Below are 26,321 nucleotides of genomic sequence, written 5' to 3' on the forward strand. Positions count from 1 at the left end.
TGGCACTACCCTGGATTACTTTGGCCGCATAAACCCCTAGGCCTCGCCATGAAGAAGTCCGATTACCTCGCCTTGCTGTCGCTCGGAGCCATCTGGGGCGCCTCCTTCCTGTTCATGCGCATGGGTGCGGACGAGTTCGGCGGCATGGCGCTGGCCGGCATGCGCGCCATCGGCGCGGCGATCTGTTCGGCGCCGCTGCTGCTGTCACGCCAGCGACTGCGGGAAATGGCCACCCACTGGCGCCCCATCGTCATCGTGGGCCTGGCCAACTCGGCGGTGCCGTTCGTGCTGTTCTCCTATGCCGCGCAAAGCCTGCCGGCCGGCGTGTCCGCCATTTCCGATGCCATCGCCCCGCTGCTGGTGGCGCTGTCGGGCTGGATGTTGTTCAGCGAGAGGCTCAATGCCACCCAGGCCAGCGGCCTGGTGATCGGTTTTACCGGCGTGGTGTGGCTGGTGGCCGGCACGGTCGGCTTCAGCCATGGCGCCGGCGCGTCGGGCTGGGCGATGGCGGCCTGCGTGGGCGCCAACATCTGCTACACCGTGGGCGCCCATGTCAGCCACCGGACCCTGCGCGGCGTGACGCCATTGAGCGTGGCCACCGGCAGCCAGCTGGTGGCGGCCGCCGTGTTGCTGCCGCTCACCGTGTGGATGTGGCCGGCACGCATGCCCGGCGTGACCGCGTGGGTGGCGATGTTCGGCCTGGCCGCGGTCTGCACCTCGCTCGCCTATGTGCTGTTCTACCGGTTGATGGCTCGGGTCGGCGCGGCCCGCAGCATGGTGGTGCTGTTCCTGATCCCGGTGTTCGGCGTGATCTGGGGCCTGCTGTTCCTGCATGAGCCGGTCACCGTCGCCATGGCCGGCGGCTGCGTGGTGATCCTGCTGGGGGTGGCCTTGACCACCGGCTTGCTGCGTCCTGGTAACCGCGAGACCCGCTCGAGCGAAGGGATCACGGAACACGCCTGAATCGCCGTGGTCCATCCTGAAGCCGGCTCCGTCTGCGAAGGTGAGCCATAATCCCGGGTCTTCCGCGCGACGGCGCGGGTCTCTCCCTAGCAGGAGTCGAAATGCGCCTGATCCATCCCGGCCGCCTGGCCGCCCGCCTTGCCGCCTTGCTGTGCCTGTGGTCGCCGGTGCTGCCGGCGCTCGCGCAGGACGACCTCGACGGCCTGCTGCCGGTGACCGAGGCGTACAAGCTCAGCGCTGACACCTCCGCGCCCGGCGTGGTGAAGCTGCACTGGACCATCGCGCCGGACTACTACCTCTATCGCGGCCGCATGAAATTCAAGGCCGGCGACGGTGTCAGCCTGGGCGATGCGCAGCTGCCCGACGGCGAGAAGCATCACGACGAATACCTCGGTGACGTGGAGACCTACCACCACGCCATCGACGCCAGCGTGCCCTACACGCTGGCCGCGGGCGCCACCCGGCTCAGGCTGAGCGTGCAGTACCAGGGCTGCCACGAAGTCGCGCCCAAGATCTGCTATCCGCCGCATACCGAGCAGCTGGATCTGCCCCTGCCGGGTGGAGCGGCTGCGGCGGGCGCGTCCCTGGGCACCGCGCTGGACCAGCTGGGCGCCGGCAGCAAGGGCGCCGCCGGCACGGGCAACTCGCCCTTGCCGGCCGAACAGGCGTTCCGCTTCGAGGCGCTCGCCAAAGACCGCCAGCACCTGCTGCTGCGCTGGACCATGCCCAAGGGCTACTACCTCTACCGCGACCAGACCGCCCTGCATCTGAAGGATGCCGGCGGCCTCCGCCTGGGCCAGCCCGCGTGGCCCGCAGGGATCACCCACAAGGACCCGAATTTCGGCGAAACCACGGTGTTCTTCGATCAGGTCGAACTGCCGGTGACCGTCGAGGGCGATACGACCGGGCATGCGCAGCTGGCGCTGGAGGCGAGCTTCCAGGGCTGCCAGGACGGCGGGCTGTGCTACCCGCTGATGACGCGCGCGCTCAGCATCGACCTGGGCAGCAGCACGCCGACCAGCGGCAGCGCCAGCGCACCCGCGCCTGAAATGCCGCCTGCCGGCGCCACCGGCGGCGCACTGGACGTGAGCCTGTGGTCCGCGCTGCTGCTGGCGTTGGGCGGTGGCCTGGTGCTCAACCTGATGCCGTGCGTGCTGCCGGTGCTGTCGATCAAGGCCGTGTCACTGATCGAAAGCGGCGAAAACGCAGCGCGCCGGCGTAGCCATGCCCTGATGTACACGGCCGGCGTGCTGGTCAGCTTCGTCCTGCTGGGTCTGTCCATCCTCGCGCTGAAGGCAGCCTGGGGCGTGCAATTGCAGAACCCGCTGCTGGTGGCGGCGCTGTCGCTGGTGATGCTGGCGGTGGGCCTGTCGATGTCCGGCGTGGTGCAGTTCGGGACCTCGCTGGGCAATGTCGGCAGCTCGCTGGCGGCCAGGCAGGGCCTGCGCGGCGATTTCTTCACCGGCGTACTGGCGGTGGTGGTGGCCAGCCCCTGCACCGGTCCGTTCATGGGCAGCGCGCTGGCTTTTGCACTGGCCGCGCCGCCCGCGCAGGCACTGCTGGTCTTCGTCGCCCTCGGCATCGGCCTGTCGTTGCCGTTCCTCGCCGTCGGTTTCGTGCCGGCGCTGGCGCGACTGCTGCCGCGGCCGGGTGCCTGGATGGAGACGCTGAAGCAGGTGCTGGCCTTCCCCATGTACCTGGCGGCCGTCTGGCTGGCCTGGGTGCTTGCGCACCAGCGCGGCGCGGACGCGGTGGGTCTGCTGCTGGTCGCGGCGGTGTTGCTGTCGATGACGCTGTGGTGGTTCGAGCGCAGCCGCTGGCGCAGCGTGCGTAGCCGCGCGCTGGTCGCCGTGCTGGCCGTGCTCACGGCCGTTCCGCTCTACGCGCTGGTGCGCCTGCCTGCCACCAGCCCCGTGGCAGGCGTGGCTGCGGAGGGCCAGGTCGCGTTCACGCCGGCCAGGCTGGCCGAGCTGCGCAAGGCGGGTACGCCGGTGTTCGTCGACATGACGGCCGACTGGTGCATCACCTGCAAGGCCAATGAGCACGCCGTGCTCGAAACCGACGCGTTTCGCGAGTTGCTCAAGCGCACCGGCGCGGTCTACATGAAGGGCGACTGGACCAATGAGGATCCCGCCATCACCGCGTTCCTGCAGCAGTACCACTCGCCAGGCGTACCGCTTTACGTAGTGTTCCCCAAAGACGGTGGCGAGGGCAGGATGCTGCCGACGGTACTCACCTCGTCGCTGGTGGAAGAGGCGCTGGCCAAGGCCGCGGGTACCCCGGTGGTCAGCACCCGATGATGCTCAGCCGCAGCAACTGGACCATCTTGGGCCTGGCCGTGCTCGTCGCCATCGGCGGCGGCTGGCTGCAGCACGCCAGCCAGCGTGCCCGCGTCCCGGCTGGCGTGCAGGTGGCCGCAACAGGCGAGACGGCACCCGATCTCGCCCTGGCCGGGCTCGACGGCAAGGAACATCGCCTGTCCGATTACCGCGGCCGCCGCGTGCTGCTCAACTTCTGGGCCACCTGGTGCGGACCCTGCCTGCAGGAAATGCCGGCCCTGGTGAAGGCGCAAGCGAACGTCGGCGAAAAGGGAGCCATTGTCGTCGGCATTGCCATGGACGATGCCGACCATGTGCGCGCCTTCCTGGCCAGCCATCCGTTGAACTATCCGGTGCTGCTGGGCCGCCTCGACAGCCCCAGCACCTCGCTGCGGCTGGGAAACGTCGGCGAACTGCTGCCCTACAGCGTGCTTCTTGACGAAAACGGCCGCGTGCTGGCGACCCGGCGTGGCGCGCTGGACGCCCGCGACCTGCAGCAATGGCTGGCGCCGACGGCGCCCTGACGCGATTTCGGCCGCCATACGTCGGCGCACGGTTTAACGTTAACTTCTCCTTCAAACATCGCCGAACTACGCCGAACTGGACAACATCCGCCGGGGCGCGCACACTCCGCGCCGGAAGCCGGCCCTGCCGGTTCAACCGAAGGTCAAGGCGTGGCGAAGATCCTGGTCCTGCATGGACCCAATCTCAATCTGCTGGGTGTGCGCGAACCGGAAATCTACGGTCGCGAGACGCTGGCCGATATCGACGCGCTGCTGCTATCGCAGGCCCAGGCTGCGGGCCACGGGCTGGAGGCGTTCCAGTCCAACGCCGAGCACGCGCTGGTCGACCGCGTCCACCAGGCCCGCCTCGACGGCACCGCGATCATCCTGATCAATCCGGGCGCCTTCACCCATACCAGCATCGCCCTGCGCGATGCGCTGGCCGGGGTGGCGATCCCGTTCATCGAGCTGCACCTGTCCAACGTGCATGCGCGCGAGCCGTTCCGCCGCCACTCCTACCTCTCGGACCTCGCCGTGGGCGTGATCTGCGGCTTGGGCGCGGACAGCTACCGGCTGGCACTGGATGCCGCCCTGCACCGCCTCGGCCGCTCCGGCGCCACTTCCTGATTCCCGGCCCTGGGCCGACCCCATTCCACTTCCGGCCGCCACCGCGGCACCAACGAAAAGGTTTGAACGATGGACCTGCGCAAGATCAAGAAGCTCATTGACCTGCTTGAGGAATCCAACCTCGCAGAACTCGAGATCAAGGAAGGCGAAGAAGTCGTCCGCCTGTCGCGGGTACCCAAGGGCACCGTCACCGTGGCGCCGATGGCGGCGCCGGCTCCGGTGGCCGCCCCGGTAGCCGCCGCCCCGGTGGCCGAAGCCGCACCGGCCGCACCGGCCCTGCCGGCCGGCCATGTGGTGAAGGCGCCGATGGTCGGCACTTTCTACGCCTCCTCCAGCCCGGGCGCCGCGGCGTTCGTGAAGGTCGGCCAGCAGGTCAAGGCCGGCGAGACGCTGGGCATCATCGAAGCGATGAAGATGTTCAACCAGATCGAGGCAGACGTGGCCGGCACCGTGCAGGCCATCCTGGTCGAGAACGGACAGCCGGTGGAATTCGACCAGCCGATGTTCGTCATCGCCTGAGCGGCCTGACACCTATGCCCATGCTAGAGAAAGTCGTCATCGCCAATCGCGGCGAAATCGCCCTGCGCGTGTTGCGCGCCTGCCACAGTCTTGGCATCAAGACCGTGGCGGTGCACTCCACCGCAGACCGCAACCTCAAGCACGTCGGCCTGGCCGACGAGTCGATCTGCATCGGCCCGGCGCCGTCGGTCGACAGCTACCTCAACATCCCGCGCATCATCGCCGCGGCCGAGATCACCGACGCCCAGGCCATCCACCCGGGTTACGGCTTCCTGTCCGAGCGCGCCGACTTCGCCGAGCAGGTGGAGCAGTCGGGCTTCATCTTCATCGGCCCGACCGCGGACGTGATCCGCCTGATGGGCGACAAGGTGGAAGCGATCCGCGCCATGAAGGCCGCCGGCGTGCCGTGCGTGCCCGGCTCGGGCGGCCCGCTCGGCGACAACGTCGAGGAAAACGTACGCATCGCCCGCGAGATCGGTTATCCCGTGATCATCAAGGCGGCCGGTGGCGGCGGTGGCCGCGGCATGCGCGTGGTGCGCACCGAAGCGCACCTGGGCAACGCCATCACCATGACCAAGCAGGAAGCCAAGGCGGCCTTCGGCAACGATCAGGTGTACATGGAGAAGTTCCTGGAGAATCCGCGCCACGTGGAAATCCAGGTGCTGGCCGACGGCCAGGGCAACGCCATCCACCTGGGTGAACGCGACTGCTCCATGCAGCGCCGCCACCAGAAGGTGGTGGAAGAAGCGCCCGCGCCGGGCATCACGCCGGAACTGCGCGAGCAGATCGGCAAGGTCTGCGTGGATGCCTGCATCCGCATCGGCTATCGCGGTGCCGGCACGTTTGAGTTCCTGTTCGAGGACGGCCGCTTCTACTTCATCGAGATGAACACCCGCATCCAGGTCGAACACCCGGTGACCGAGCTGATCACCGGCATCGACCTGGTGCGCGAGCAGTTGCTGATCGCCGGCGGCGAGAAGCTGTCGATCCGCCAGGAAGACATCAAGATCCACGGCCATGCGATCGAGTGCCGCATCAACGCGGAAGACCCCGATTCGTTCCTGCCCTCGCCGGGTACGGTGAAGCGCTTCGAAGCACCGGGCGGCCCGGGCGTGCGCGTGGATACGCACTTGTACGACGGCTACCGCATTCCGCCGAACTACGACTCGATGATCGGCAAGCTGATCGTGCACGGCCCGGATCGCGAGACCGCCATCGCGCGCATGCGCCTGGCGCTGGCCGAGACGGTGATCGAAGGCGTGAAGTGCAACATCCCGTTGCAGCAACGCATCATGGCCGACGCCGGTTTCCAGCACGGTGGACAGAACATCCACTACCTGGAAAAGCGCATGGCCGAACAGAAGGAAAAGGCCGGCCACCCCGGCTGAGCCAGCACCGGCGAGCCGCCACCGCGGCTCGCCGGTTCGCTTTCGACATGTCCGAACTGCTGACCCTCGCGCAGGCCATCAAGGCCATCACCGACGCCTTCGACGAGGGCGACGGCTGGGACCGCTACGCGTGGGTCTATATCCGCGGCGACATCACCGATCCAGCGTGCCGACTTTATCTCTCGCACGTGGCGAACGAGGACGATGCGCTGATCGACGACCACGGCGAGGCGCTGCCGCCCGTGGCGGCCAGGCACCACCTGCGCCACTTCATCGAGGCGGCCGATTTCGCCGAGGTGCTGTTCGTGCAGCGGCGTCGCGACGCCGGTTCCAACGTGAGCGATTTCGCCCGCGCACTCGACTACTACCATCGCCACGACGCCTTCCTTGGCGTGCCGTCCACAGACTGAAGCCGCCCTCTTCGGCGACAATAGGCGCTTTCCGCAGGACTCCCCCGCCATGCCCTGGCTTGAACTCTCGCTCACCGTCCGTGCCGAACAGCAGCCCCGCGTGGAGGAAGCGCTGGACGATCTGGGCGCGCTCTCGATCACGCTGCAGGACGCCGATGCGGAAACGCCGGACGAGCAGGCCATCTTCGAGCCCGGCGTGGGCGAATTGCCGCTGTGGCCCACCATCACCCTCAATGCCCTGTTCGACGCGGACTCCGACCGGCGCGGCCTGAGCGAGGCACTGGGCGAACTGTTGCCCTGGCTGGAGCCGGACCACATGCAATTTCGCGATGTGGCCGACCAGGACTGGGAGCGCGCCTGGATGGACCAGTTCAAGCCGATGCAGTTCGGTCGCCGGCTGTGGATCTATCCGTGGAACATCGAGCCGCCGGGCGACGACGACAGCGTGGTGGTGCGTCTGGATCCCGGCCTGGCCTTCGGCAGCGGCACGCATCCCACCACCGCACTGTGCCTGGCCTGGCTCGACAGCCTCGACCTGCGTGGCAAGACCGTCATCGACTACGGCTGCGGCTCGGGCATCCTCGCCATTGCCGCGCTCAAGCTCGGCGCTGCCAGCGCGATCGGCGTGGACAACGACCCGCAGGCACTGATCGCCTCGGCCGACAATGCCGAACGCAACGAAGTGGCCGAGCGCCTGGCGCTGTTCCTGCCCGAAGACCTCATGATCGAGGCTGCTGCCTCCGCGGCAGCGGCGCAACCGAGCGCGCCGCCAGCCGACGTCTTCATCGCCAACATCCTCGCCGGTCCGCTCGGCGAGCTGGCCCCGACCTTCGCCGCTGCCGCGGGCCCGGGCGCGCCGTTCGCCATCTCCGGCATCCTCAAGGGCCAGGAGGAAGAACTCCTGCAGCGCTACGCCGAATGGTTCGACGAACTGCGCGTCGATACGCAGGAAGACTGGGTGCGCATCAGTGGCCGGCGCCGTCGTTGAGAGCCGGTTCGCGATCCTGATGCCGCCCGGATGATTTGTGTCGGCCTCTCCACTAGGCTTGCCCCAACCCGATAACCGCGGACAGCATGTACGCCCAATGCCCCGACTGCCTGACCGTGTTCTCCCTGAGCACGGAAACGCTTGCGCAAGCGCGCGGGCAGGTCGTGTGCGGTCATTGCCATGCCGAATTCGACGCCCTGGCAAGCCTCAGTGACCAGTTGCCGCCGGAACCGTTCCAGCAACTGCCACCACGCACCATCGAGGCGCCGCCGCGCCTGGACCTGGCGATTTACCGCCCGGCGCCCGACGCCCCGGCCATTGCCGAACCCGCGCATCGCGACGCGCTCGACGAATTCAGCCATCTGGTCGTGACGCCGCGCTTTGCGCGCAGCAAGCAGCGCGAGGGACGCCGCTGGCCATGGATCACGGCGTGCCTGGTGTTGCTGCTGGCCCTCGGTGGGCAGCTGGCATGGGCCAAGCGTGACGCACTGGTCAGCGACGCCACGGTCGGCCCCATGCTGCGCCAGGCTTGCGACAGCCTCGGTTGCCGCTTGCCGCTGGTGCAGGACACCCGGCAACTGAGCCTGCTGGCGCGCGACGTCCAGGCACATCCGTCGGTCCCGGGCGCCTTGTTGATCACGGCAAGCCTGCGCAACGACGCATCGTTCGCCCAACCCTATCCGGTGGTGGTGATCACCCTGTCCGACGCCAACGGCAAGCGCCTGGCGATGCGCCGCCTGCGGGCGGGTGAATACCTGGGCGACATCGGCACGCTGCAGCGTGGCTTGCCGCCGGGTGGCAGCGCCGCGCTCATGCTGGAAGTGGAAGACCCCGCCGGCAAGGCGGTTGCGTTCGAGTTCGGTTTCGAATAGCCGTCCATTCCGCCGCCCGCCCCGGCCGGCCGGGACCACGCATGGCGCGTGCCACTCCCGTATGGTTTTGTCCATAGGACAATTCCCCACGGGGTGTAGGCAGGCAATCAACCGTGCGTAGGGACTTAAAAAAATCGGCACGCGAGGGTACACTCGCGCCTTCGTCTTGTGCTGCACCCGGCGTTCCATGCGAGCCGCCGCCCGCGGTATTGCCATAAACAAATGACAGCGTCCTACGTAGTCGCTGTCTCTGAACGTGAGGGGAAATGTCCGTGAACGCCGTCAGACTGCCTGCCAACGAGTCTCCCAAGGAGACCTCGTCGCAGAGCGCATTGAGCGAATGCGTCAGTCGCACCGTCCGTCGCTATCTTGCCGACATCGGCGATACCGAATGTGGCGAAGGCCTCCACGCGCTCGTCATTCGCGAAGTCGAAGGGCCGCTCCTGCGCGAAGTGCTGGCCTGGCATGACGGCAACCAGAGCCGCGCCGCCGCCGCACTGGGCATCAACCGCGCCACCCTGCGCAAGAAACTCGCCGCGCACGGCCTGCTGTAACGCAGGCCCCGCGCCGTGGCCCGTTCAGGCCCGCGGCCACCCCTGATCTCCCGCGTTTAGCCATCCATCGCCGCTGCGCCCGCGCTTACCGACGGGTCGGCTGCAGCCCGCTATAATGTGCGGCTTTCCCGCTCTGGAAACCGCCATGTCAGCCCCTACCGTTACCCCCATCCGCCGCGCGCTGCTCAGCGTGTCTGACAAGACCGGGCTGATTGCGCTGGGCCAGCGGTTGAGCAAGGCCGGCGTGGCGCTGCTGTCCACCGGCGGCAGTGCCAAGGCCTTGCGCGAGGCAGGCATTGCGGTGACGGACGTAAGCGAGCTCACCGGCTTTCCCGAAATCATGGATGGTCGCGTCAAGACGCTGCACCCGAAGGTGCATGGCGGCCTGCTTGGCCGCCGCGGCACCGACGATGCCGTGATGGGCGACCTGGCCATCGCCCCGATCGACCTGCTGGTGCTCAACCTGTATCCGTTCGAGCAGACCGTGGCGCGTGCTGATTGCACGCTGGAAGAAGCCATCGAGAACATCGACATCGGCGGTCCGGCGATGCTGCGATCCGCCGCCAAGAACTGGAACGACGTGGGCGTGCTGACCTCGCCGGACCAGTACGACGAGGCACTCGCCGAAATCGAAACGCAGGGAGGCCTCACGCGCGCCACGCGCTTCAAGCTCGCCGTGGCCGCGTTCAATCGCGTGTCGAACTACGACGGCGCGATCAGCGACTACCTCTCCGCGCTGCAACTCAACGACAGCCACGACGCCATTGCCGGCCATGACGCGTTCCCCGCGCAGGCCAACGGCCGCTTCGTGAAGATGATGGACCTGCGCTACGGCGAGAACCCGCACCAGCAGGCGGCGTTCTATCGCGACCTGTATCCGCACCCGGGCACGCTCGCGACGTTCCGCCAGTTGCAGGGCAAGGAACTGTCATTCAACAACATCGCCGACTCCGATGCCGCGTGGGAATGCGTACGCAGCTTCACCAAGCCGGCCTGCGTGATCGTCAAGCACGCCAACCCGTGCGGCGTCGCGGTGAGCCTGGACGGCATCGGCCGCGCCTACGACCTGGCCTACCAGACTGATCCCACCTCGGCCTTCGGCGGCATCATCGCCTTCAACCGCGTGGTCGATGCGGCCACGGCCAAGGCCATCGTGGAGCGCCAGTTCGTGGAAGTGGTGCTGGCACCGGGCTATGCCGACGACGCGCTGAAGGCGTTTGCCAAGAAGAGCAACGTGCGCGTGCTGGAAATTCCGCCGCCGGCCGATGGCGACCTGACCAAGGCGCAGCCGGGCAACGACGTGCGCCGCGTGGGCTCGGGCCTGCTGATCCAGACCGCCGACCGCGCGATGGTCAAGGCCGAGGATCTGAAGATCGTCACCAAGCGTGCGCCGACGCCGACCGAAATCGACGACCTGATCTTCGCGTGGAAGGTGGCCAAGTACGTCAAGAGCAATGCGATCGTCTACGCCAGGAACCGCCAGACCATCGGTGTGGGCGCGGGTCAGATGAGCCGCGTGTACAGCGCGAAGATCGCCGGCATCAAGGCGGCGGACGAGAAGCTGGAAGTGCGCGGCTCGGTGATGGCCTCCGACGCCTTCTTCCCGTTCCGCGACGGCATCGACGCCGCCGCAGCGGCAGGCATCCAGGCCGTGATCCAGCCGGGCGGCTCGATGCGCGACGCCGAGGTGATCGCCGCAGCCGACGAGCACGGCATGGCGATGGTGTTCACGGGTATCCGCCACTTCCGGCATTGAGGCGGGCGGAGGGCGCGACAGGAAGGCCGCGCAAGCCCCGCACCCTCACCCCAACCCCTCTCCCGAAGGGAGAGGGGCTAAAGCAGGCTCCATCGAAGGAACCCTTCTCCCATTGGGAGAAGGTGCCGGCAGGCGGATGAGGGTTCGGGCGGAGCGCAAGATGGAAAGGCTACGCAAGCCCCGCACCCTCACCCCAACCCCTCTCCCGAGGGGAGAGGGGCTCAGTGCGGCGGCGCCACGCGTTGCCTTAAGTCCTCGGTACTTCGCCGCGTCGCGAAGTAGCCGCGGTCCCTGAGATAGCACGTAGCGCCAGGTGGCAAGCTGGCGACGACGCCGATCCATGGAGCGCCACCAAGAAACAGCCAGGAAGTCCCGGCCGACCCCGGCTACGACACCACCACCGGCTCAACCTTCAGCGCCGCCTCCGCTTGCCGCGCCGCATAACGCCGCGCCAGCACCGCACAGGTCATCAGCTGGATCTGGTGGAACAGCATGATCGGCAGCACGATCGCGCCGAGCGGATGTCCCGCGAACAGCACCTTGGCCATGGGCACGCCGCTGGCGAGGCTCTTCTTCGAACCGCAGAACACGATGGTGATCTCGTCGGCGCGGTTGAAGCCCAGTGCACGCGCACCATAGCGCGTCACCAGCAGTGCAATGGCCAGCAGCACGGCATTGACCACCAGCAGGCCGCCCAGCACCGACAGCGGTATCTGCTTCCACAAGCCCTGCAGTACGGCCGCACTGAAGGCGGTGTACACCACGAGCAGGATCGAACCCTGGTCCACGAAGGCCAGCAGGGGCCGATGGCGATTCACCCAGGAGCCGATCCAGCGCTGCGCCACCTGGCCGGCCACGAACGGCACCAGCAACTGCATGACGATGCCGCCGACCGCACTCCACGACATGCCCCCCTGCCCGTGCGACTCCAGCATCACGCCCACCAGCAGCGGCGTGACGAAGATGCCCAGCAGGCTCGACGCGGACGCCGCGCAGATGGCCGCCGGGATATTGCCGCGTGCCATCGAGGTGAAGGCAATGGACGACTGCACCGTCGACGGCAAGGTGCACAGGAACAGCACGCCCATGTACAGCGCCGGGGTCACCAGGGGCGACAGCAACGGACGCAGCAGCAGGCCCAGCACGGGGAACAGCACGAAGGTACTGGCGAGCACGGTCAGGTGCAGTCGCCAGTGGGTCATGCCGGCCACCACCGCCTCGCGCGACAGCTTGGCGCCATGCAGGAAGAACAGCAGCGCAATCGCCAGGTCGGTCAGCACCTCGAACACGCCCGCCGTGGTGCCGCGGCAAGGCAGCAGGCTGGCCAGCACCACGGTGACCACCAGGGCGCAGGTGAAGCGGTCGGGGAGGAAGCGGCTCAGGGACATGACCGGCGGACACAGAGGCATCGGAAGTGCTTATTGGACTGCCGGTCCATTGATTAATCAAATCGTATTATCGGATTCATTGATATGATTTGGTCATGAATGTCAGCCTGCGCCAGCTCCGCGCCTTTCTTGCCGTGGCCCGCCAGCAGCATTTCCGGCGCGCGTCCGAGAGCCTGCATCTGAGCCAGCCCGCGGTGAGCCGGCATATTGCCGAGCTGGAGGCGGAGCTGGGCCTGAAGCTGTTCGACCGCAACACGCGCGAGGTCGTGCCCACCGAGGCGGGCCGTTACCTCGAAAGCGCCATTGGCCGCGTGCTGGACGAACTGGAAGGCGTGCTGGCCCACGTCCATTCGGAGAGCGAGCGGCGGCGCGGCAAGGTGCACGTGGCCTCGGTGCCCACGCTCTCCGCCGGACTGATGCCGCAGTGCATCGCCGATTGCGCGAAACGCTACGCGGAGCTGACCATCCAGCTGCACGATCAGTCGCAGACGCTCGTGCTGGACAGCGTGCGTGGTGGCGAAGTGGATTTCGGCCTGGCCATCGATCCGATGACGGCGGGCGAATTCGACAGCGAAGTGATCCTGCGCGACCCCTTCGTGGTGGTGTGCCGTCCCGACCACCCGCTGGCCCGGCTCGGGCGGGTGCCATGGCGCAAGCTGCACGGCCAGCGCCTCGTGCTGCTGGACTATTCCTCGGGCAGCCGCCGCCTGATCGATGAAGCCCTCGCCAGACGCGGCATCGAGGTCGACATCGTGCAGCAGACCGGTCACACGCTGACGGCGTTCCGCATGGTCGAGGCGGGCCTGGGCATCAGTGTCAGCCCCGCGCTGTCGCCGCCTCCGTCCACGCTGGTGGCGCGCCCGCTCACTCCGGTGGAGCATCGCAACATCGTGTTGCTGAAGCGGCGCCAGCGCTCGCTGTCGCCGCTGGCTGCGCTGGTGTGGGAACGCCTGCGCGCACTCGCCGCGGAGTGGCCCGCGGGCGGTACCGGCTGAGGATTCAGAACACTGCGATCACGATGGCGCCGGCCACGATCAGGCCGCCGCCGATCACCAGCGGCCAGCTCAGCGATTCGCCCAGCAGCAGCACGCCAAGCAGGATGGCGATGGCCACGCTGAGCTTGTCGATCGGCGCCACCCGGCTGACCGGGCCCAGCTGCAAGGCGCGGTAGTAGCACAGCCACGACAGGCCGGTGGCCACGCCCGAGAGCACCAGGAAGACCCAGCTGCTGGTCGGCAGGCCGGAGGGCCGCGCCCATTCCTGGCGCAGGCTGAGGATGCCGGCGGTGACCAGCAGGATCACGATGGTGCGGATGAAGGTGGCGAGGTTGGAGTTGATGCCCGCCACGCCCAGCTTGCCGAACAACGCGGTGAGCGCGGCGAAGAACGCCGAACCCAGCGCGAACAGCAACCAGCTTTCGCGCGGGTTCACGACCGCTCCGTCGACGGGCGCATGACGGTCATCCTCATGGGAGGGTCGGGCGGCCTACTTGCCGCCGTTGTCCTGCTCTTCGGCGGACTTGCTGTTGCCCCACTCCATGACCTTGTACATCACCGGCTTCACCGGCTCGCCGGCCTGGTTGGTCCAGGCGCCCTTCTGGTCGACCATGTAGGTCTGCGCAATGCCGCCCTTGGGCGTCACCACCACCATGTAGAGCTGGCCGCTGCGACGGAATTCCTGGATGGTGTCGTCGCCCTGCTTGCGCACGGTCACCTGCGGCGGTGCATCGCCCCTGGCATCGCGTGGCTGCGACGACGACGTGGCGGCCTGGCTCATCGGGGCAGCAGTGTCGGCAGTCGGCGCCGCCGAAGCCTTGGCCGGCGGTGCCGGCGTGGGCGCGGGCTGCGGACGGGCCTTCGCGCCCGGATCATTCATGCCCGGCGGCGGCGGCGCCGGCGGAAAGCCACCGGACTGGGCCAACGCATTCGATGCGGCCGCAACACCAAGAACAACAAGCAACGCGACGGGTTTCATGATGACGGCCTCCTGATGAAACCAAAGCATAGCAGCGCCAAACCGCACCGCTTGTGAAGCAGCGCCAGGCCCTGCTGCCCACGACAACGCACGGCCCGGGCGCCCCGTGCACCGCATGGCCGCAGGCCGGGCGCCCTCGCTCCCGCGCACACGCGTGCGAGAATGCGGCATGGCCAAGCTCATACTCATCGACGGTTCGTCCTACCTGTATCGTGCCTTCCACGCCTTGCCGCCACTGAGCAATGCGCAAGGCGAGCCCACGGGTGCGCTGTTCGGCGTGGTCAACATGTTGCGCGCCACGCTGAAGGCCCGGCCCGACTACGTGGCCTTCGTGAGCGATGCGCCGGGGCCGACCTTCCGCAACGCCCTGTACGACCAATACAAGGCCAACCGCCCGCCGATGCCCGACGACCTGCGCGCGCAGGTGGAACCCATGCTGGAAATCGTCGGCGCGCTGGGCTTCCCGATCCTGCGCATCGGTGGCGTGGAGGCGGACGACGTGATCGGCACGCTGGCCGAGCAGGCCCACGCGCAGGGCATCGAGGTGGAGATCTCCACCGGCGACAAGGACCTGGCCCAGCTCGTGCGGCCTGGCATCCACCTGGTCAACACCATGACCAACACCACCACCGACACCGCCGGCGTGGTCGAAAAATTCGGCGTGCAGCCATCGCAGATCGTGGATTTCCTCGCGCTCACCGGCGACACCGTCGACAACGTGCCCGGCGTACCCAAATGCGGACCGAAGACTGCGGCCAAATGGCTGGCCGAATATGGCTCGCTGGATGGCGTGATGGCCGCGGCCGAAAAAATCACCGGCAAGATCGGCGAGAGCCTGCGCGCGGCCTTGCCGCAGCTGCCGTTGTCGCGCGAACTGGTGACGATCAAGACCGACGTGCCGCTGGAGCTGGCCGTCAGCGCGCTCGCGCTGCGCGAACGCCAGCTGGAACCGTTGCGCGCGCTGTTCACCCGCTACGAGTTCAAGGCGGCGCTGAAGGAGCTCGACCAGGGAGCCACCGCGGCGGGCACGCCGGAAGACGCGGCGGACCGCGTCGCATCTGCGCCGGCGCAGGGCGCACAGGGCGCGCTGCTGCCGCCGGAAGATGCCTCGCTGGGGATGGCGGGCGTGTACGAGCTGGTCACCACGCCGGCGCAGTTCGATCGTTGGCTCGACCGCATCGCCACCGCGCCACTGGTGGCGTTCGACACCGAAACCACCTCGATCGATTCAATGCAGGCCGACATCGTCGGCCTCAGCCTGTCGGTGGAACCCGGCTACGCCTGCTACGTGCCGCTGAGCCACGACTATCCGGGCGCACCTGCGCAGCTGCCGCGGGACAAGGTGCTGGCAGCTCTCAAGCCGCTCTTCGAGGACGCCAGCCGGCCCAAGCTGGGCCAGCACGCCAAGTACGACATCAACATCCTGTCGCACTACGGCATCGAGGTGCAGGGCCTCAGGCACGACTCGATGCTCGAGTCCTATGTGTGGAATGCCACCGCCACGCGCCACGACATGGATTCGCTGGCGAGGAAATACCTCGGCTACGACACCGTCAAATACGAGGACGTGGCCGGCAAGGGCGCCAGGCAGATTCCCTTCTCCCAGGTGGACCTGGACACCGCCTGCCGTTACGCCGCCGAGGACGCGGACGTCACCCTGCGCCTGCATCACGCGCTGTGGCCCAGGCTGGAAAGCCTGCCCACGCTGCGCGCGGTCTACGAAAACATCGAGATTCCGCTGGTGCCCGTGCTGGCCGCGATGGAACAGCGTGGCGTGCTGATCGACGTCAACGAACTGCGCAAGCAGAGCCAGCAGCTGGGCAAGCGCATGCTCGAGCTGCAGCAGACCGCGTGGCAGAGCGCGGGCCGCGAGTTCAACCTCGATTCGCCCAAGCAGCTGCAGGCCATCCTGTTCGACGAACTGGGCCTGCCTGCCAAGCTCAAGACGCCGACCGGCCAGCCGTCGACCAACGAAGAGGCCCTGGAGGCGATTGCCGACGATCACGCGCTGCCGCGCCTGATCCTGGATTACCGCGGCCTGGCCAAGCTGCGCTCGACCTATACCGACAAGCTTGCCGAGATGGTCAACCCGCGCACCGGGCGCGTGCACACCAGCTACCACCAGGGCGCCGTGGCGACCGGGCGCGTGTCCTCGTCCGACCCCAACCTGCAGAACATCCCCGTGCGCACCGAGGAAGGCCGGCGCATCCGCCAGGCTTTCGTGGCGCCGGAAGGCTGGGTGGTGCTGGCGGCGGACTACTCGCAGATCGAGCTGCGCATCATGGCCCACCTGTCCGGCGACGAGGGCCTGCTCAAGGCCTTCCACGAGGGCGGCGACGTCCATCGCGCCACCGCCGCGGAAGTGTTCGGCCTCGCGCCCGAACAGGTCAGCGCCAACCAGCGCCGCGCGGCCAAGGCGATCAACTTTGGCCTGATGTACGGCATGAGCGCGTTCGGCCTGGCCCGCCAGCTCGGCGTGGATCGCGGCGAAGCCAGCGACTACATGGCGCGCTACTTTGCGCGCTATCCGGGCGTGCATGCCTTCATGGAAGCCACCCGGGCGCAGGCGCACCGCGATGGCTACGTGGAAACCCTGTTCGGTCGCCGGCTGTACCTGGAGAACCTCAGCTCGCGCAACCAGGCCCTGCGCGCCGGCGCCGAGCGTGCCGCCGTCAACGCACCCATGCAGGGCACCGCCGCCGACATCATCAAGCGCGCCATGATCGAAGTGCACGACTGGCTCAAGCCGCGTGACGATGCCCACATGCTCATGCAGGTGCACGACGAACTGGTGTTCGAAGTGCGCAAGGACGCGGTCGAAGCGGTGCGCGCCGGCGTGATCGAACGCATGTCCGGCGCGGCCACGCTGTCGGTGCCGCTGCTGGTGGAAGCCGGCGTCGGCGCCAACTGGGACGAAGCGCACTGAGCGCCGCAGTCATCGTCCCAGCGCGCGCTGGGACGATGCACGGCGCGAAGTGTTTGATTTTCGTCAAATGAATCGTCGCTGACTAAAACTGACCCGAGCAGTGCAACTTTTGCTGCGTGGCGCGTTCTTAGTATCCGGATGCACGCAACGGCATCCACCGGCTCAACCACCTCCCTGGGTGAGCCACGGCGAGCGAACCTCTCCCCTGGGTTTCGCTTCCACCCCGGCCCCGAGGATTCCCCCCTAATCCTCGGGGCTTTTTTCTGCCCGCTCGCCGGGCGGGGGACGCACGCACGCAAAGCAGCTAGGATTCGGCCACGAATCCGACTGGCCACAAGGAACGCGGCCGGCATGACCTGAGAGCGGCCGCGTGCAGATCAAGGGAAAAGTCACCTCGTTCGATATTGCCCACCTGGCCGGGGTCTCCCAGTCGACGGTGTCGCGCGCGCTGCGCGGCAGCCCGCTGGTCAACGAAGAAACCCGCCGGCGCATCCAGGCGGCGGTCGACGAGCTGAACTACAAGGTCGACAAGAACGCCTCCAGCCTGCGCGCGCGCCACACCGGCACGCTGGCCCTGCTGCTGTTCGAGGACCCGACCGCCGACGATTCGCACATCAACCCGTTCTTCCTGTCGATGCTCGGCTCGATCACGCGCGCCAGCGCGCAGCGAGGCTACGACCTGCTGATCTCGTTCCAGCAGTTCTCGCGCGACTGGCATGCCGACTACGCCGACAGCAAGAAAGCCGACGGCATCATCCTGCTGGGTTACGGCGACTACCTCGCCACGCGCGACAAGCTGCAGAAGCTGGTGGACCAGGGCACCTGCTGCGTGCGCTGGGGCGCCGTGCTGCCGGACCAGCCGGATGTATCGGTCGGTTGCGACAACCTCAGCGGCGGCCACGCCGTGACCACGCACCTGATCGAACAGGGATGCCGCCGCATCGCCTTCCTCGGCGACGCTTCCAGCCACTACCCGGAATTCTTCGACCGCTATCGTGGCCATGCGCAGGCCTTGCTCGAGGCCGGGCTCGATCCCGAGCCCTTGCTGCAGGTCAACGCCGAGAGCACCGAGCACTCCGGCTATGACGCGCTGGAAACGTTGCTATCGCGCGGCGTGAGTTTCGATGCCGTGTTCGCCGCCAGCGACCTGATCGCCATCGGCGCCATGCGCGCGCTGGCCGACCACGGCCTGAAAGTGCCCGACGACATCGCCCTGGCCGGCTTCGATGACATTCCGGTGGCCAGTTTCGTCAATCCTCCGCTGACCACGGTCCTGCAGGACACGAAGCTGGCGGGCGAGATCCTGGTCGACAACCTGCTGCAGCTGATCCGTGGCGAAGCGGCCGAGAGCGCGACGCTGCCGGCACGGCTGATCGTGCGCAAATCGAGCCTGCGACCACGCTGAGGCGCGGCCGCCGCGCGGCATCAACCGCCCGGATGGCCTTTTTCGTTCATCAGACGCACGAGCTGCGCCACCAGGTCGGGGCGCGTCGCGGTGGCGTCCAGCAGGTACACCTGCACGTCATGCGCAGCCACCGTGGCGTGCAGCGCGCCACCCTCGGCCACGGTGACCTTGCCGCCGCCGAACGCCGCCCGCCAGGTTCCTGACTGCAGGTAATCGGTGACTTCGAAAGCGGCCGGCGCATCGCCCTTGTTGAGCAGCACCAGCGCGATCTGGTGCACGTCGCCCTTCTGGTAGACGCGATAGAACGACGCCTGGTCGCCGCCGAAATGCACTGGCAGCATCAGCCCCTTCTGCAGCGCCGGCGTAGCCGCGCGTAGCGTCGCGATGCGCGCGAGTTCCCGGTAGATGCGACTCTTCGGCGCCGCGTCGATGCGTTCCTGGCCGAAGTAGTTGCGGTTGCCCTGGTGCTCGGCGCGACCGCGCATGAAGCCGACCTCCGAGCCGTAATACACCGCCGGAATGCCGCGCGCGGTGAACAGCCAGTTGTGCGCATCGATGAAGCCATCGTCAGTGGCGTTGAGGCGCGCCATGTCGTGGTTGTCGTAGAACGTCACCAGCTCGTACGGATTGGCATAGGGCCCGTTGCGCAGGTACAGGCGCTGGGCAACGCGCGCATAGTCGCTGTGCGGGTGCTCGAAAGCCTCGGCGATGCGCTGGCGCAGCGGGAAGTCCAGCACGCTGATGCCGCCGTTGCGCGCCCAGGTGTACTGGCCGATGTCGTCGGGGTTGTAGTCGAACGCTTCGCCGAACATGAAGAAGCCCGGATGCTTCGCGCGAATGCGCGCCGCGAACTGCCGCCAGAAATTCGTCGACATGTGGCTGATGGTATCGATGCGGAAGGCATCGGCACCCTGGTCGGCCCACTGCTCATAGGCACCGGCGAAGTAGTCGAGCACCGCCGGGCTCTCGTCATCGTTGTTGGACAGCTGCGCGAGGTCGTCGTAGGCGTGGTAGAAGCGGTGCAGCGGGTTGCGCACCGGGTCCAGCTCGGACGGATCCAGGTTCTGGTGGTCGGCGATGAGCCTGCCATCGCGGTCGTAGATCTGGCCGAACATCGGTTGCGCCACCGGCATGCTGAAGGCCGGCGAGCCGTGGTTGGCGACGATGTCGAGCACGGTCTTCAGGCCTTATGCGCGCATCTTTTGCGTGAACTGCGCGAAGTCGAGGCCCTTGCTCGGCAGGTGCTCGTCGAGCCGGTAGAAATTGACGCCCCAGTAGCCGTGATAGCCCGACTTGCCGCGATCGGCCATGAACGCGCCCCAGCTCACCGGGTCGCCGCCGGTGAACGCTTCGTCCGGGTTGTCGACGATGGGCGTGATCCACACCGCGCCAAAGCCCATGCCGCGGATGTAGCGCGCATTGTCCAGCACGCCCTTGAAGTCGCCACCGAGGTAACCGATGTTGTCGGTCTCGCCATTGGGCCCCGGCACGGGGATGTCGAAGGTGCGGTGCGCGCCGCCCTGGTCGCGATGGTCGTTGGACGGATCGCCGTTGACGAAGCGGTCGGTCATCACGAAGTAGATCGCGTTGGCGGCCATGGGCTGGTCGGTGCCGTAGAACGCCTGGCCGGGTTCGGCGGCAATGGCGCCTTGGCCGGCAGGCGCGGTCAGCGACAGACCGAGGATGGCAGCAGCAAGCGATGTACGAAGGCGCATGGGGTCAGTGGCGTCCGGCGCCGGCGGGCGCGGTGGAAAGTTCGATGGCAGGTTCGCTCACGCGCAGCGTGCACAGGCCGGCAATGACCAGACTGGCGCCACCCATGGCCAGCGCCCAGATCGGCTGCCCATGGAAGAACAGCCGCAGCAGCAGGCCCAGCACACTGGCCGCCAGCAACTGCGGGATCACGATGAAGAAATTGAAGATGCCCATGTACACGCCCATCTTCGCTGCCGGCAGGTTGTCCGACAGCAGCGCATACGGCAGCGACAGGATCGATGCCCAGGCGAAGCCGACGCCCACCATCGACAGCAGCAGCCAGTGCGGGTCGCGGATCAGCAGGAACGACAGCAGCCCCGCACCGCCCAGCCAGAGGTTGACCAGGTGGCTCATGCGCAGCCCCCAACGCCGCACCATCCCGGGAATGGCGATGGCCGCCACTGCGGCAAACGCGTTGTAGGCGGCGAACAGCACACCCACCCAGTTCGCACCTTCGTTGTAGGCCGCCGTATGCGTATCGGTGGTCCCGTAGTGCACCGAGGTCACCGCCGCCGTCGTGTAGATCCACAGCGCGAACAGGGCGAACCAGGAAAAGAACTGCACCCAGGCCAGGCGCCGCATCGGCCCGGGCATGCCGTACAGGTCGCCCATCACCTGCCGCAGCATGCCTTGGCCGCGCGCCACCGACAGCCACGTGAACAGCGCGCCAAACACCAGCAGGCCGCCCGCCAGCAGGTAGAGCTCCTTCTCCAGTGCGAAATGACCGATCGCCGCCAGCAGCAGCGCGCCTGCGCCAAGCAGCACCACGCCAACACGCCACGCACCCGATGCATCCGTCACGGTGGCTTCCACCACGTTGTCTGCAAAGGACTCCAGTTGCTCCGGCGGATACTCCCTGCTCGACAGCACCGTCCACAGCACCGAGACCAGCAACACGGCGCCGCCGAGATAGAAGGCGTATTTCACCGTGTCCGGCATGCTGCCCGCGCCCGCGACATTGCTGACGCCAAGCCTGGCGAGCAGCCACGGCAGCAGCGAAGCCACCACCGAGCCCACGCCGATGAAGAAGCTCTGCATGGCATAACCGAGCGGTCGCTGGCGCGGCGGCAACTGGTCGCCGACGAAGGCCCGGAACGGCTCCATCGAAATATTGATGGACGCATCCATGATCCACAGCAGGCCCGCCGCCACCCACAGCACGGGCGAGTTGGGCATGCACAACAGGGCCAACGTGGTGAGCACGGCGCCGATCAGGAAGTACGGCCGGCGTCGGCCCAGCCGCGTCCACGTGCGATCCGACAGATAACCGATCACCGGCTGCACCAGCAGCCCCGAGAACGGCGCGGCGATCCACAACGCGGGGATGTCCCCGACGTCCGCGCCGAGCGTCTGGAAGATGCGGCTGACGTTCGCGTTCTGCAGCGCAAAACCGAACTGGATGCCCAGGAAGCCGAAGCACATGTTCCAGATCTGCCAGAACGACAGTTCGGGTTTGCGCGTCATGGCTTTGCGGTTCCCTGCGGCGACGGCGACACCAGCATCGCCTCGACCCTGGCATCGTTCACCGGGCCGCTCGCGCCGCCCTGTTCGCCGGTGTAGTGCGCGTTGTGGCGCAGGTCACTCATGTTGAACCCCTGGTCCAGACGGAAGCGGCAATGCGCGCCCGCCCGTGCCGTGAACGTGGCCGTGGTGGAACGCTGGGTGCCCACACTATGCGGCATCACCACCGGAATGCGCTGTGGCGCTGCAGCATCGCACGACACGTCCAACAGCTTCACCGCGGCCGTTATGCCGGTGTTGATCGGGCCGTGGTCGTTCACGTAGTCGAATGACACGCTGATGTCGCCGCCGCTGGTCGCCTTCCACTCCCACGGGCCGGCACCGGCGAGACGCGCTTCGTCGCCCTTGCAGGTGGCCGCGCCGGGCAGCGACTCGAGCCCGCCCTCGCCCACGCGCGTGAGCTGGAAGCACTGGCGCGACTCGCCCTTCGGCTCGGATAGGCTGCCGTCGATCGGCCCCACGCGACGGCCGTCCAGATACAGCACGCCCTTGCCCTGGGAACCGACCTGCCAGCCCTGCGCCGACGCGGTGACGACGGGAGGGTCCGGCATCGCGGGCCCGAACAATGGTGCGTCGGTGCGCAAGGGTTTCGCGCCGGAATGCATGGGCTTCAGCTGCACGATGGTCTCGTTGCCCGTGCGCCGTTGCGACTGCGCCACCAGCAAGTCGCCATCGAGCCTGGCCGGGCGAACCAGGGTTACCCGCTGGCCCGCCAGGTCGAGCGTGATGCCCGGCTGGTCGCCAAACAGTGGCGCCACCCACGAGGCTGGCAGCCTGGGATCGATGCGGCCCTCGTCGCCCACGCCGAACACGCCGTTGATGACCATGTCGAGGTAACCCGCCACCGACCACAGCTGGCGCGGCGAATTCACCACCGGACCGCTGAGCTTGCCTTCGTCCACGTGCACGGCCTGCGTGACCAGCTCGTAGTTTTCCATGTTGGACGAGGCCAGTGCGGCGCCGCGCAGGATCGAATCCATCTCGTGCGCGATGCGCGGCGCATCGTTCACCACGCGCGCCGCGCGCAGCGCATAGGCGCTCACGAAGGGCCAGATCGCTCGGTTGTGATAGACGGGCTGGTCATTGCGCTCGGGCCAGATGACGGGGCTGCCGGCCGGCCAGGCGGGATAGTTCGCGAGCGCCTGCCTTGCCTTCTCGGGGTCTGCCACGCCACTGGTCACGGCGAGCGCGATCCCGAGCAGATCGTAGCTGTCGACCGGCATCGCCCCGGGACCGAAGTAGCTCATGTACATGCCGCGATCGGCGCGCCAGAAGTGCGCATTGATCGCCTGCTTCAACGCCTCGGCCTGCGCGCGATAGTCCTTCGCGGCGGCGTCATGCCGCTGCTCGGCCTGCTGCACCGCCAGCTGCAGCGCCTGGTAGTGCAGCACGTTGGTGGACAGTGCGAAGGACTCGCCGATAAAGCGCACGTCCTTCTCCGTCCACGCGGGATAAGTCTGTTCGCGCCAGTCGAGGAACGAAGTCTCACCGCGATACAGGCCGAGCCGGCCGTCGAACACGTAGAGCCGGTCCTGCGCCAGCGTGTCTTTCAATGCGCGCCAGGTGTCGTCGGCGAAGGCCTTGTCGTCCAGCAGGTGCTTCGCACCGAGGAACCACACCACGCGGTCGGTGCTGATCGGCCAGCTGCCACCGGAGCCGGTGTCCTGCATCACGTACAGGCCTTGCGTGGCCGACGGCTCGCGCACGTCGGACAGCTTGAAGCGCAGCGACTCGCGCGCACGATCCGCATCGATGCGCCACAGGGCGAGGTCGATGGAGTACGACAGGTCGCGCGTCCATACGTAAGGCCACTTTTCGCCGGTGGCGAAACAGTGGCACGGGATCTCCTTGCCGTGGTCGTAGGCGCCATCCTTGATGGCCGACACTGCATCGTGGCCGAGATCGTCCTGCGCCATCGCGAACAGGCCGTCGAACAGCGGACTGGCCGTGTGAACGGCCAGCTTCTGCGCCGCAATGCTGCGATCGCCGGTCGGGGCGTGCAGGACGAAGCTGCCATCGGCTTGTGCGCTCATGCTGGCGGTCTTGCCCTGCCAGCTCACGTCGCCTGCGGGCGTGATCGCCTGGGCCTGCACGGCGCCTGCGATCACCCAGGCTGCACACGACAGCGCCATGCGGTTGCGACGCCTGTTCGCTCCGCTCACGGCTGCACCGCCTGCGTGGTGAGCTGGAGGTGCTTCGCCGTGCCTGCCTCGATCTTCACGTACGTCACCTCGCCAAACCGGTCATGACCCTGCGCCCAACCCTCGCCTTGCGCGGCGCGCAGCGCCTCGATGTCGGCCACCCTGGCCAGCGGCTTGCCGTCGACGGCGACCGCCTTGGGCGAAGGCACGTGGACGGCTACCACATAGTCCTTCAACGCCGGGTGGAAGGTCCCGGTCGGTGCCGCCGCACGGAAGTTCACCACCTTGCCTTCGCGACGCACGGACAACGTCTGCATGAAGTACGCGCCCTGCTCGTAGCCATAGGTTTCGCCATCGTCGTCGTAGACGTCGAAGCGCGTTTCGGCATCGGACGGGAACACCTGGACATCAAGCGACGTCACCGGCCGCTGGCCCACGTAGTCCATCACGGGCTGCTGCGGAATGATCGCGCCTTCGCGGACGAACAACGGAATATCGCTCCAGTTCGTGGCATCGACGTCGAGCGTGATCTCGCGGTCGCCTTCGTACGCCTTGCCGTCGAACCAGTTGATCCAGCGGCCGTGCGGCAGCTGCAGCCGTTTCACCGCCTGCCCCTGCTCCACCACGGGCGCGACCAGCAGGTAGTCGCCGAACATCCAGGCATCGATGCGATCGCGCTGCGCGGCATCCTGCGGATAGACGAACTGCAGCGGGCGCACCAGGCCCACGCCATCGGCGTGCGCGTGGTACTCGTAGCTGTAGATGTACGGCAGCAGCGAGTAGCGCAGGCGGATCGCCTCGGTGGCCGCCTCCTCCGCGATCGGGCCATACACCCACGGCTGCCGCTTCTGGCCGAAGTCGGCATGCACGCGAAACACCGGCGTGAACGCGCCAAACTGGATCCAGCGCGCGTAGTTTTCATCGGTCGGGCGCGGCGCCTTGAAGCCGCCGCCATCCATGCCCCAGTGCATGGCCCCGACGTTGAACGCCGCCAGCATGCGCTGGCGCTGCGCCGCCATGCTGGCGAAGCCGCTCTGGATATCGCCCGACCACACGCCATAGGCATAGCGTTGCGCGCCCAGGTAGAAATTGCGGTTGACCGACCACACACGCTGCTTGCCATGCGCGCGCTGCCCGTCATAGAGCGCGCGCTGCATGTTGAGGAATTGCGTGTCGACGCCGCTGTCGTCGGCCTCGTCGTTCCACCAGCCCACGATGCCGGTGTCGAAGGCATGCTTCAGCGCATCGTTGAAGAACCACTCACGCACCGCGGCCTGGTCGAAATCCACGTCGCGCACCGGCTTGTGCGAGAAATAGTCGGGCGCTTCCTTCGACTGCGCCAGCCAGTAGCCGCGCGCCGTGGCCTCGCGCCCTTCCACCGTGTCGACGTGCAGGCGCGGCTTCATGATGCCGCTCATGTGCATGCCGCGCGCATCCATCCACTGCTTGAGCCTGCCGTCGGGGCCGTCGGGAAACTTGTCGGTGTTCCAGCGGAATTCGCCCATGTCCTCGCCCCACGCCTTCCAGTCGAAGTCGAAGGTGAAGTTGTCGATGGGGATGTGCCTGGCCCGGTAGGTTTCCACCAGCGTCTGCACTTCCTGCTGGTCGATGCCCCACTGGCTGTTGGTGAAGCCCATCGCCCATTTCGGGAACAGCGGCGCCGCGCCGCTCAGCTGGCGCAACTCGGCGAACAGCTCGGCCGGCGATCCCGCCAGCAGGTAGATCGTGCGGACGCGTTGCTGCTCGGCGCGGATGGCGATGCCGCTGCCCGACAGGTCGAAGCGCGCCGGCTCCGCATCGGCCAGCACGCCATAGCCGGCGGTGCTCCATACGAACGGCGCGCCGGCATGGCCCTGTCGGCCGGCGGTCGCCAGCTGCCTGCCCTCGCGCTGCAGGTGGCCGCTGGCCGCGTCGAAGGCGTTCAGGCCGCCGATGCCGTACTGGGGGTCGCCCTTGGCGTGCTGCAGCGACCAGCGCCCTTCGGCGGCGCGCGTGAGGTCAGCGCTGAGCAGCAACTGGCCGCTGCGGTCCTCCATGCGCAACACGGCGTTGCGCGGATCCCAGCGCAACGTGAGTTGTTCAGAGCGCCATACCTGCTGGTCGCCCTGCTGTTCGAGGCGGGTCGCCACCGGCGTGAAGCTGGCCTCCGGGTCGATCACCGGTGTGGCCGGCTCGCTGGTACCGGCCACCCGCAGTTGCACGATGCCCGGCGCGAGCACGCGCAACTCGAGCGTGCCATGGGGCACTGCCAGAGACATCGGGCCCACCGGCTGGGCCGCGCTTTCGGCGGCAGCCACCGGACCACCTACGATC

Annotated in this window: 20 protein-coding genes and 1 pseudogene; 14 read left to right on the forward strand and 7 right to left on the reverse strand. The window is 67.5% G+C overall.

The annotated features are described in order from the left end of the window. Window positions 1-48: 48 nt before the first annotated feature. From ACXU4B_RS16665 to purH, 11 genes are all read left to right on the forward strand, one after another. A complete protein-coding gene (locus ACXU4B_RS16665; RefSeq protein WP_131413407.1) occupies window positions 49-963 on the forward strand; it encodes a DMT family transporter in 915 nt (304 codons plus the stop codon). A 101-nt stretch (window positions 964-1,064) separates the two neighbouring features. Then, window positions 1,065-3,263 carry a protein-disulfide reductase DsbD family protein gene (locus tag ACXU4B_RS16670; RefSeq protein WP_131413406.1) on the forward strand — a complete coding sequence of 733 codons (2,199 nt, stop codon included), beginning with the start codon at window positions 1,065-1,067 and terminating at the stop codon, window positions 3,261-3,263. Beyond that, window positions 3,263-3,805, forward strand: coding sequence for a peroxiredoxin family protein (locus tag ACXU4B_RS16675; RefSeq protein ID WP_131413523.1), 543 nt, complete (start codon window positions 3,263-3,265; stop codon window positions 3,803-3,805). The genes ACXU4B_RS16670 and ACXU4B_RS16675 overlap by 1 nt, the downstream gene beginning before the upstream one ends. 150 nt (window positions 3,806-3,955) lie before the next feature. After that, complete coding sequence (gene aroQ, locus ACXU4B_RS16680; RefSeq protein WP_131413404.1) at window positions 3,956-4,411, forward strand: type II 3-dehydroquinate dehydratase; 456 nt, start codon at window positions 3,956-3,958, stop codon at window positions 4,409-4,411. Between the two features lie 69 nt (window positions 4,412-4,480). After that, window positions 4,481-4,930 (forward strand): acetyl-CoA carboxylase biotin carboxyl carrier protein, encoded by a 450-nt coding sequence (gene accB / locus ACXU4B_RS16685; protein WP_131413402.1) that lies wholly within the window; start codon window positions 4,481-4,483, stop codon window positions 4,928-4,930. Window positions 4,931-4,950: 20 nt separating this feature from the next. Next, window positions 4,951-6,318, forward strand: a complete 1,368-nt coding sequence (gene accC / locus ACXU4B_RS16690; RefSeq protein WP_131413400.1) for an acetyl-CoA carboxylase biotin carboxylase subunit — start codon at window positions 4,951-4,953, stop codon at window positions 6,316-6,318. A gap of 47 nt (window positions 6,319-6,365) precedes the next feature. Next, on the forward strand, window positions 6,366-6,728 hold the full coding sequence (locus ACXU4B_RS16695; RefSeq protein WP_131413398.1) for a DUF7716 domain-containing protein: 363 nt from the start codon (window positions 6,366-6,368) through the stop codon (window positions 6,726-6,728). A gap of 49 nt (window positions 6,729-6,777) precedes the next feature. Next, window positions 6,778-7,716 (forward strand): 50S ribosomal protein L11 methyltransferase, encoded by a 939-nt coding sequence (gene prmA / locus ACXU4B_RS16700; RefSeq protein WP_131413396.1) that lies wholly within the window; start codon window positions 6,778-6,780, stop codon window positions 7,714-7,716. A gap of 86 nt (window positions 7,717-7,802) precedes the next feature. Further along, a complete protein-coding gene (locus ACXU4B_RS16705; RefSeq protein ID WP_131413394.1) occupies window positions 7,803-8,588 on the forward strand; it encodes a zinc-ribbon and DUF3426 domain-containing protein in 786 nt (261 codons plus the stop codon). 266 nt (window positions 8,589-8,854) lie between these two features. Beyond that, the gene (locus ACXU4B_RS16710) at window positions 8,855-9,142 is read left to right on the forward strand and encodes a helix-turn-helix domain-containing protein (protein WP_131413392.1); all 288 of its coding nucleotides are present in this window, start codon (window positions 8,855-8,857) and stop codon (window positions 9,140-9,142) included. 145 nt (window positions 9,143-9,287) lie between these two features. Beyond that, on the forward strand, window positions 9,288-10,898 hold the full coding sequence (purH, locus tag ACXU4B_RS16715) for a bifunctional phosphoribosylaminoimidazolecarboxamide formyltransferase/IMP cyclohydrolase (protein ID WP_131413390.1): 1,611 nt from the start codon (window positions 9,288-9,290) through the stop codon (window positions 10,896-10,898). Window positions 10,899-11,284: 386 nt separating this feature from the next. Here the strand turns inward: purH and ACXU4B_RS16720 are convergent, their stop codons facing one another. Then, complete coding sequence (locus ACXU4B_RS16720; RefSeq protein ID WP_131413388.1) at window positions 11,285-12,286, reverse strand: bile acid:sodium symporter family protein; 1,002 nt, start codon at window positions 12,284-12,286, stop codon at window positions 11,285-11,287. Window positions 12,287-12,381: 95 nt separating this feature from the next. Between ACXU4B_RS16720 and ACXU4B_RS16725 the strand changes: the two genes are divergently transcribed. Continuing rightward, window positions 12,382-13,281, forward strand: a complete 900-nt coding sequence (locus ACXU4B_RS16725) for a LysR family transcriptional regulator (protein ID WP_131413386.1) — start codon at window positions 12,382-12,384, stop codon at window positions 13,279-13,281. 4 nt (window positions 13,282-13,285) lie between these two features. Here ACXU4B_RS16725 and ACXU4B_RS16730 read toward each other — a convergent pair whose 3' ends face one another. Together ACXU4B_RS16730 and ACXU4B_RS16735 are read right to left on the reverse strand one after the other, a co-directional pair. Beyond that, window positions 13,286-13,717 (reverse strand): EamA family transporter, encoded by a 432-nt coding sequence (locus tag ACXU4B_RS16730; protein WP_131413383.1) that lies wholly within the window; start codon window positions 13,715-13,717, stop codon window positions 13,286-13,288. Between the two features lie 54 nt (window positions 13,718-13,771). Beyond that, window positions 13,772-14,260 carry a DUF2782 domain-containing protein gene (locus tag ACXU4B_RS16735; RefSeq protein WP_131413381.1) on the reverse strand — a complete coding sequence of 163 codons (489 nt, stop codon included), beginning with the start codon at window positions 14,258-14,260 and terminating at the stop codon, window positions 13,772-13,774. A gap of 169 nt (window positions 14,261-14,429) precedes the next feature. On the opposite strand from ACXU4B_RS16735, the gene polA reads away from it, so the two are divergent. Together polA and ACXU4B_RS16745 are read left to right on the forward strand one after the other, a co-directional pair. Further along, window positions 14,430-17,186, forward strand: coding sequence for a DNA polymerase I (polA, locus tag ACXU4B_RS16740; RefSeq protein WP_131413379.1), 2,757 nt, complete (start codon window positions 14,430-14,432; stop codon window positions 17,184-17,186). A gap of 376 nt (window positions 17,187-17,562) precedes the next feature. Then, the gene (locus ACXU4B_RS16745; protein ID WP_131413521.1) at window positions 17,563-18,591 is read left to right on the forward strand and encodes a LacI family DNA-binding transcriptional regulator; all 1,029 of its coding nucleotides are present in this window, start codon (window positions 17,563-17,565) and stop codon (window positions 18,589-18,591) included. Between the two features lie 20 nt (window positions 18,592-18,611). Here ACXU4B_RS16745 and ACXU4B_RS16750 read toward each other — a convergent pair. The 4 genes and pseudogenes from ACXU4B_RS16750 to ACXU4B_RS16765 form a co-directional block, all read right to left on the reverse strand. Further along, window positions 18,612-20,306: pseudogene (locus tag ACXU4B_RS16750) on the reverse strand (alpha-amylase family glycosyl hydrolase). Between the two features lie 4 nt (window positions 20,307-20,310). Further along, window positions 20,311-21,810, reverse strand: coding sequence for an MFS transporter (locus tag ACXU4B_RS16755; protein WP_131413377.1), 1,500 nt, complete (start codon window positions 21,808-21,810; stop codon window positions 20,311-20,313). Next, window positions 21,807-23,999 carry an alpha-L-rhamnosidase-related protein gene (locus ACXU4B_RS16760; RefSeq protein ID WP_165583265.1) on the reverse strand — a complete coding sequence of 731 codons (2,193 nt, stop codon included), beginning with the start codon at window positions 23,997-23,999 and terminating at the stop codon, window positions 21,807-21,809. Before ACXU4B_RS16760 ends, ACXU4B_RS16755 begins: the two co-directional genes overlap by 4 nt. Before the next feature lie 26 nt (window positions 24,000-24,025). Beyond that, window positions 24,026-26,266: a TIM-barrel domain-containing protein gene (locus ACXU4B_RS16765; protein WP_458910908.1), complete on the reverse strand. Its 2,241-nt coding sequence runs from the start codon at window positions 26,264-26,266 to the stop codon at window positions 24,026-24,028. Between the last annotated feature and the right edge of the window lie 55 nt (window positions 26,267-26,321).

The organism is Dyella soli (assembly GCF_054482295.1).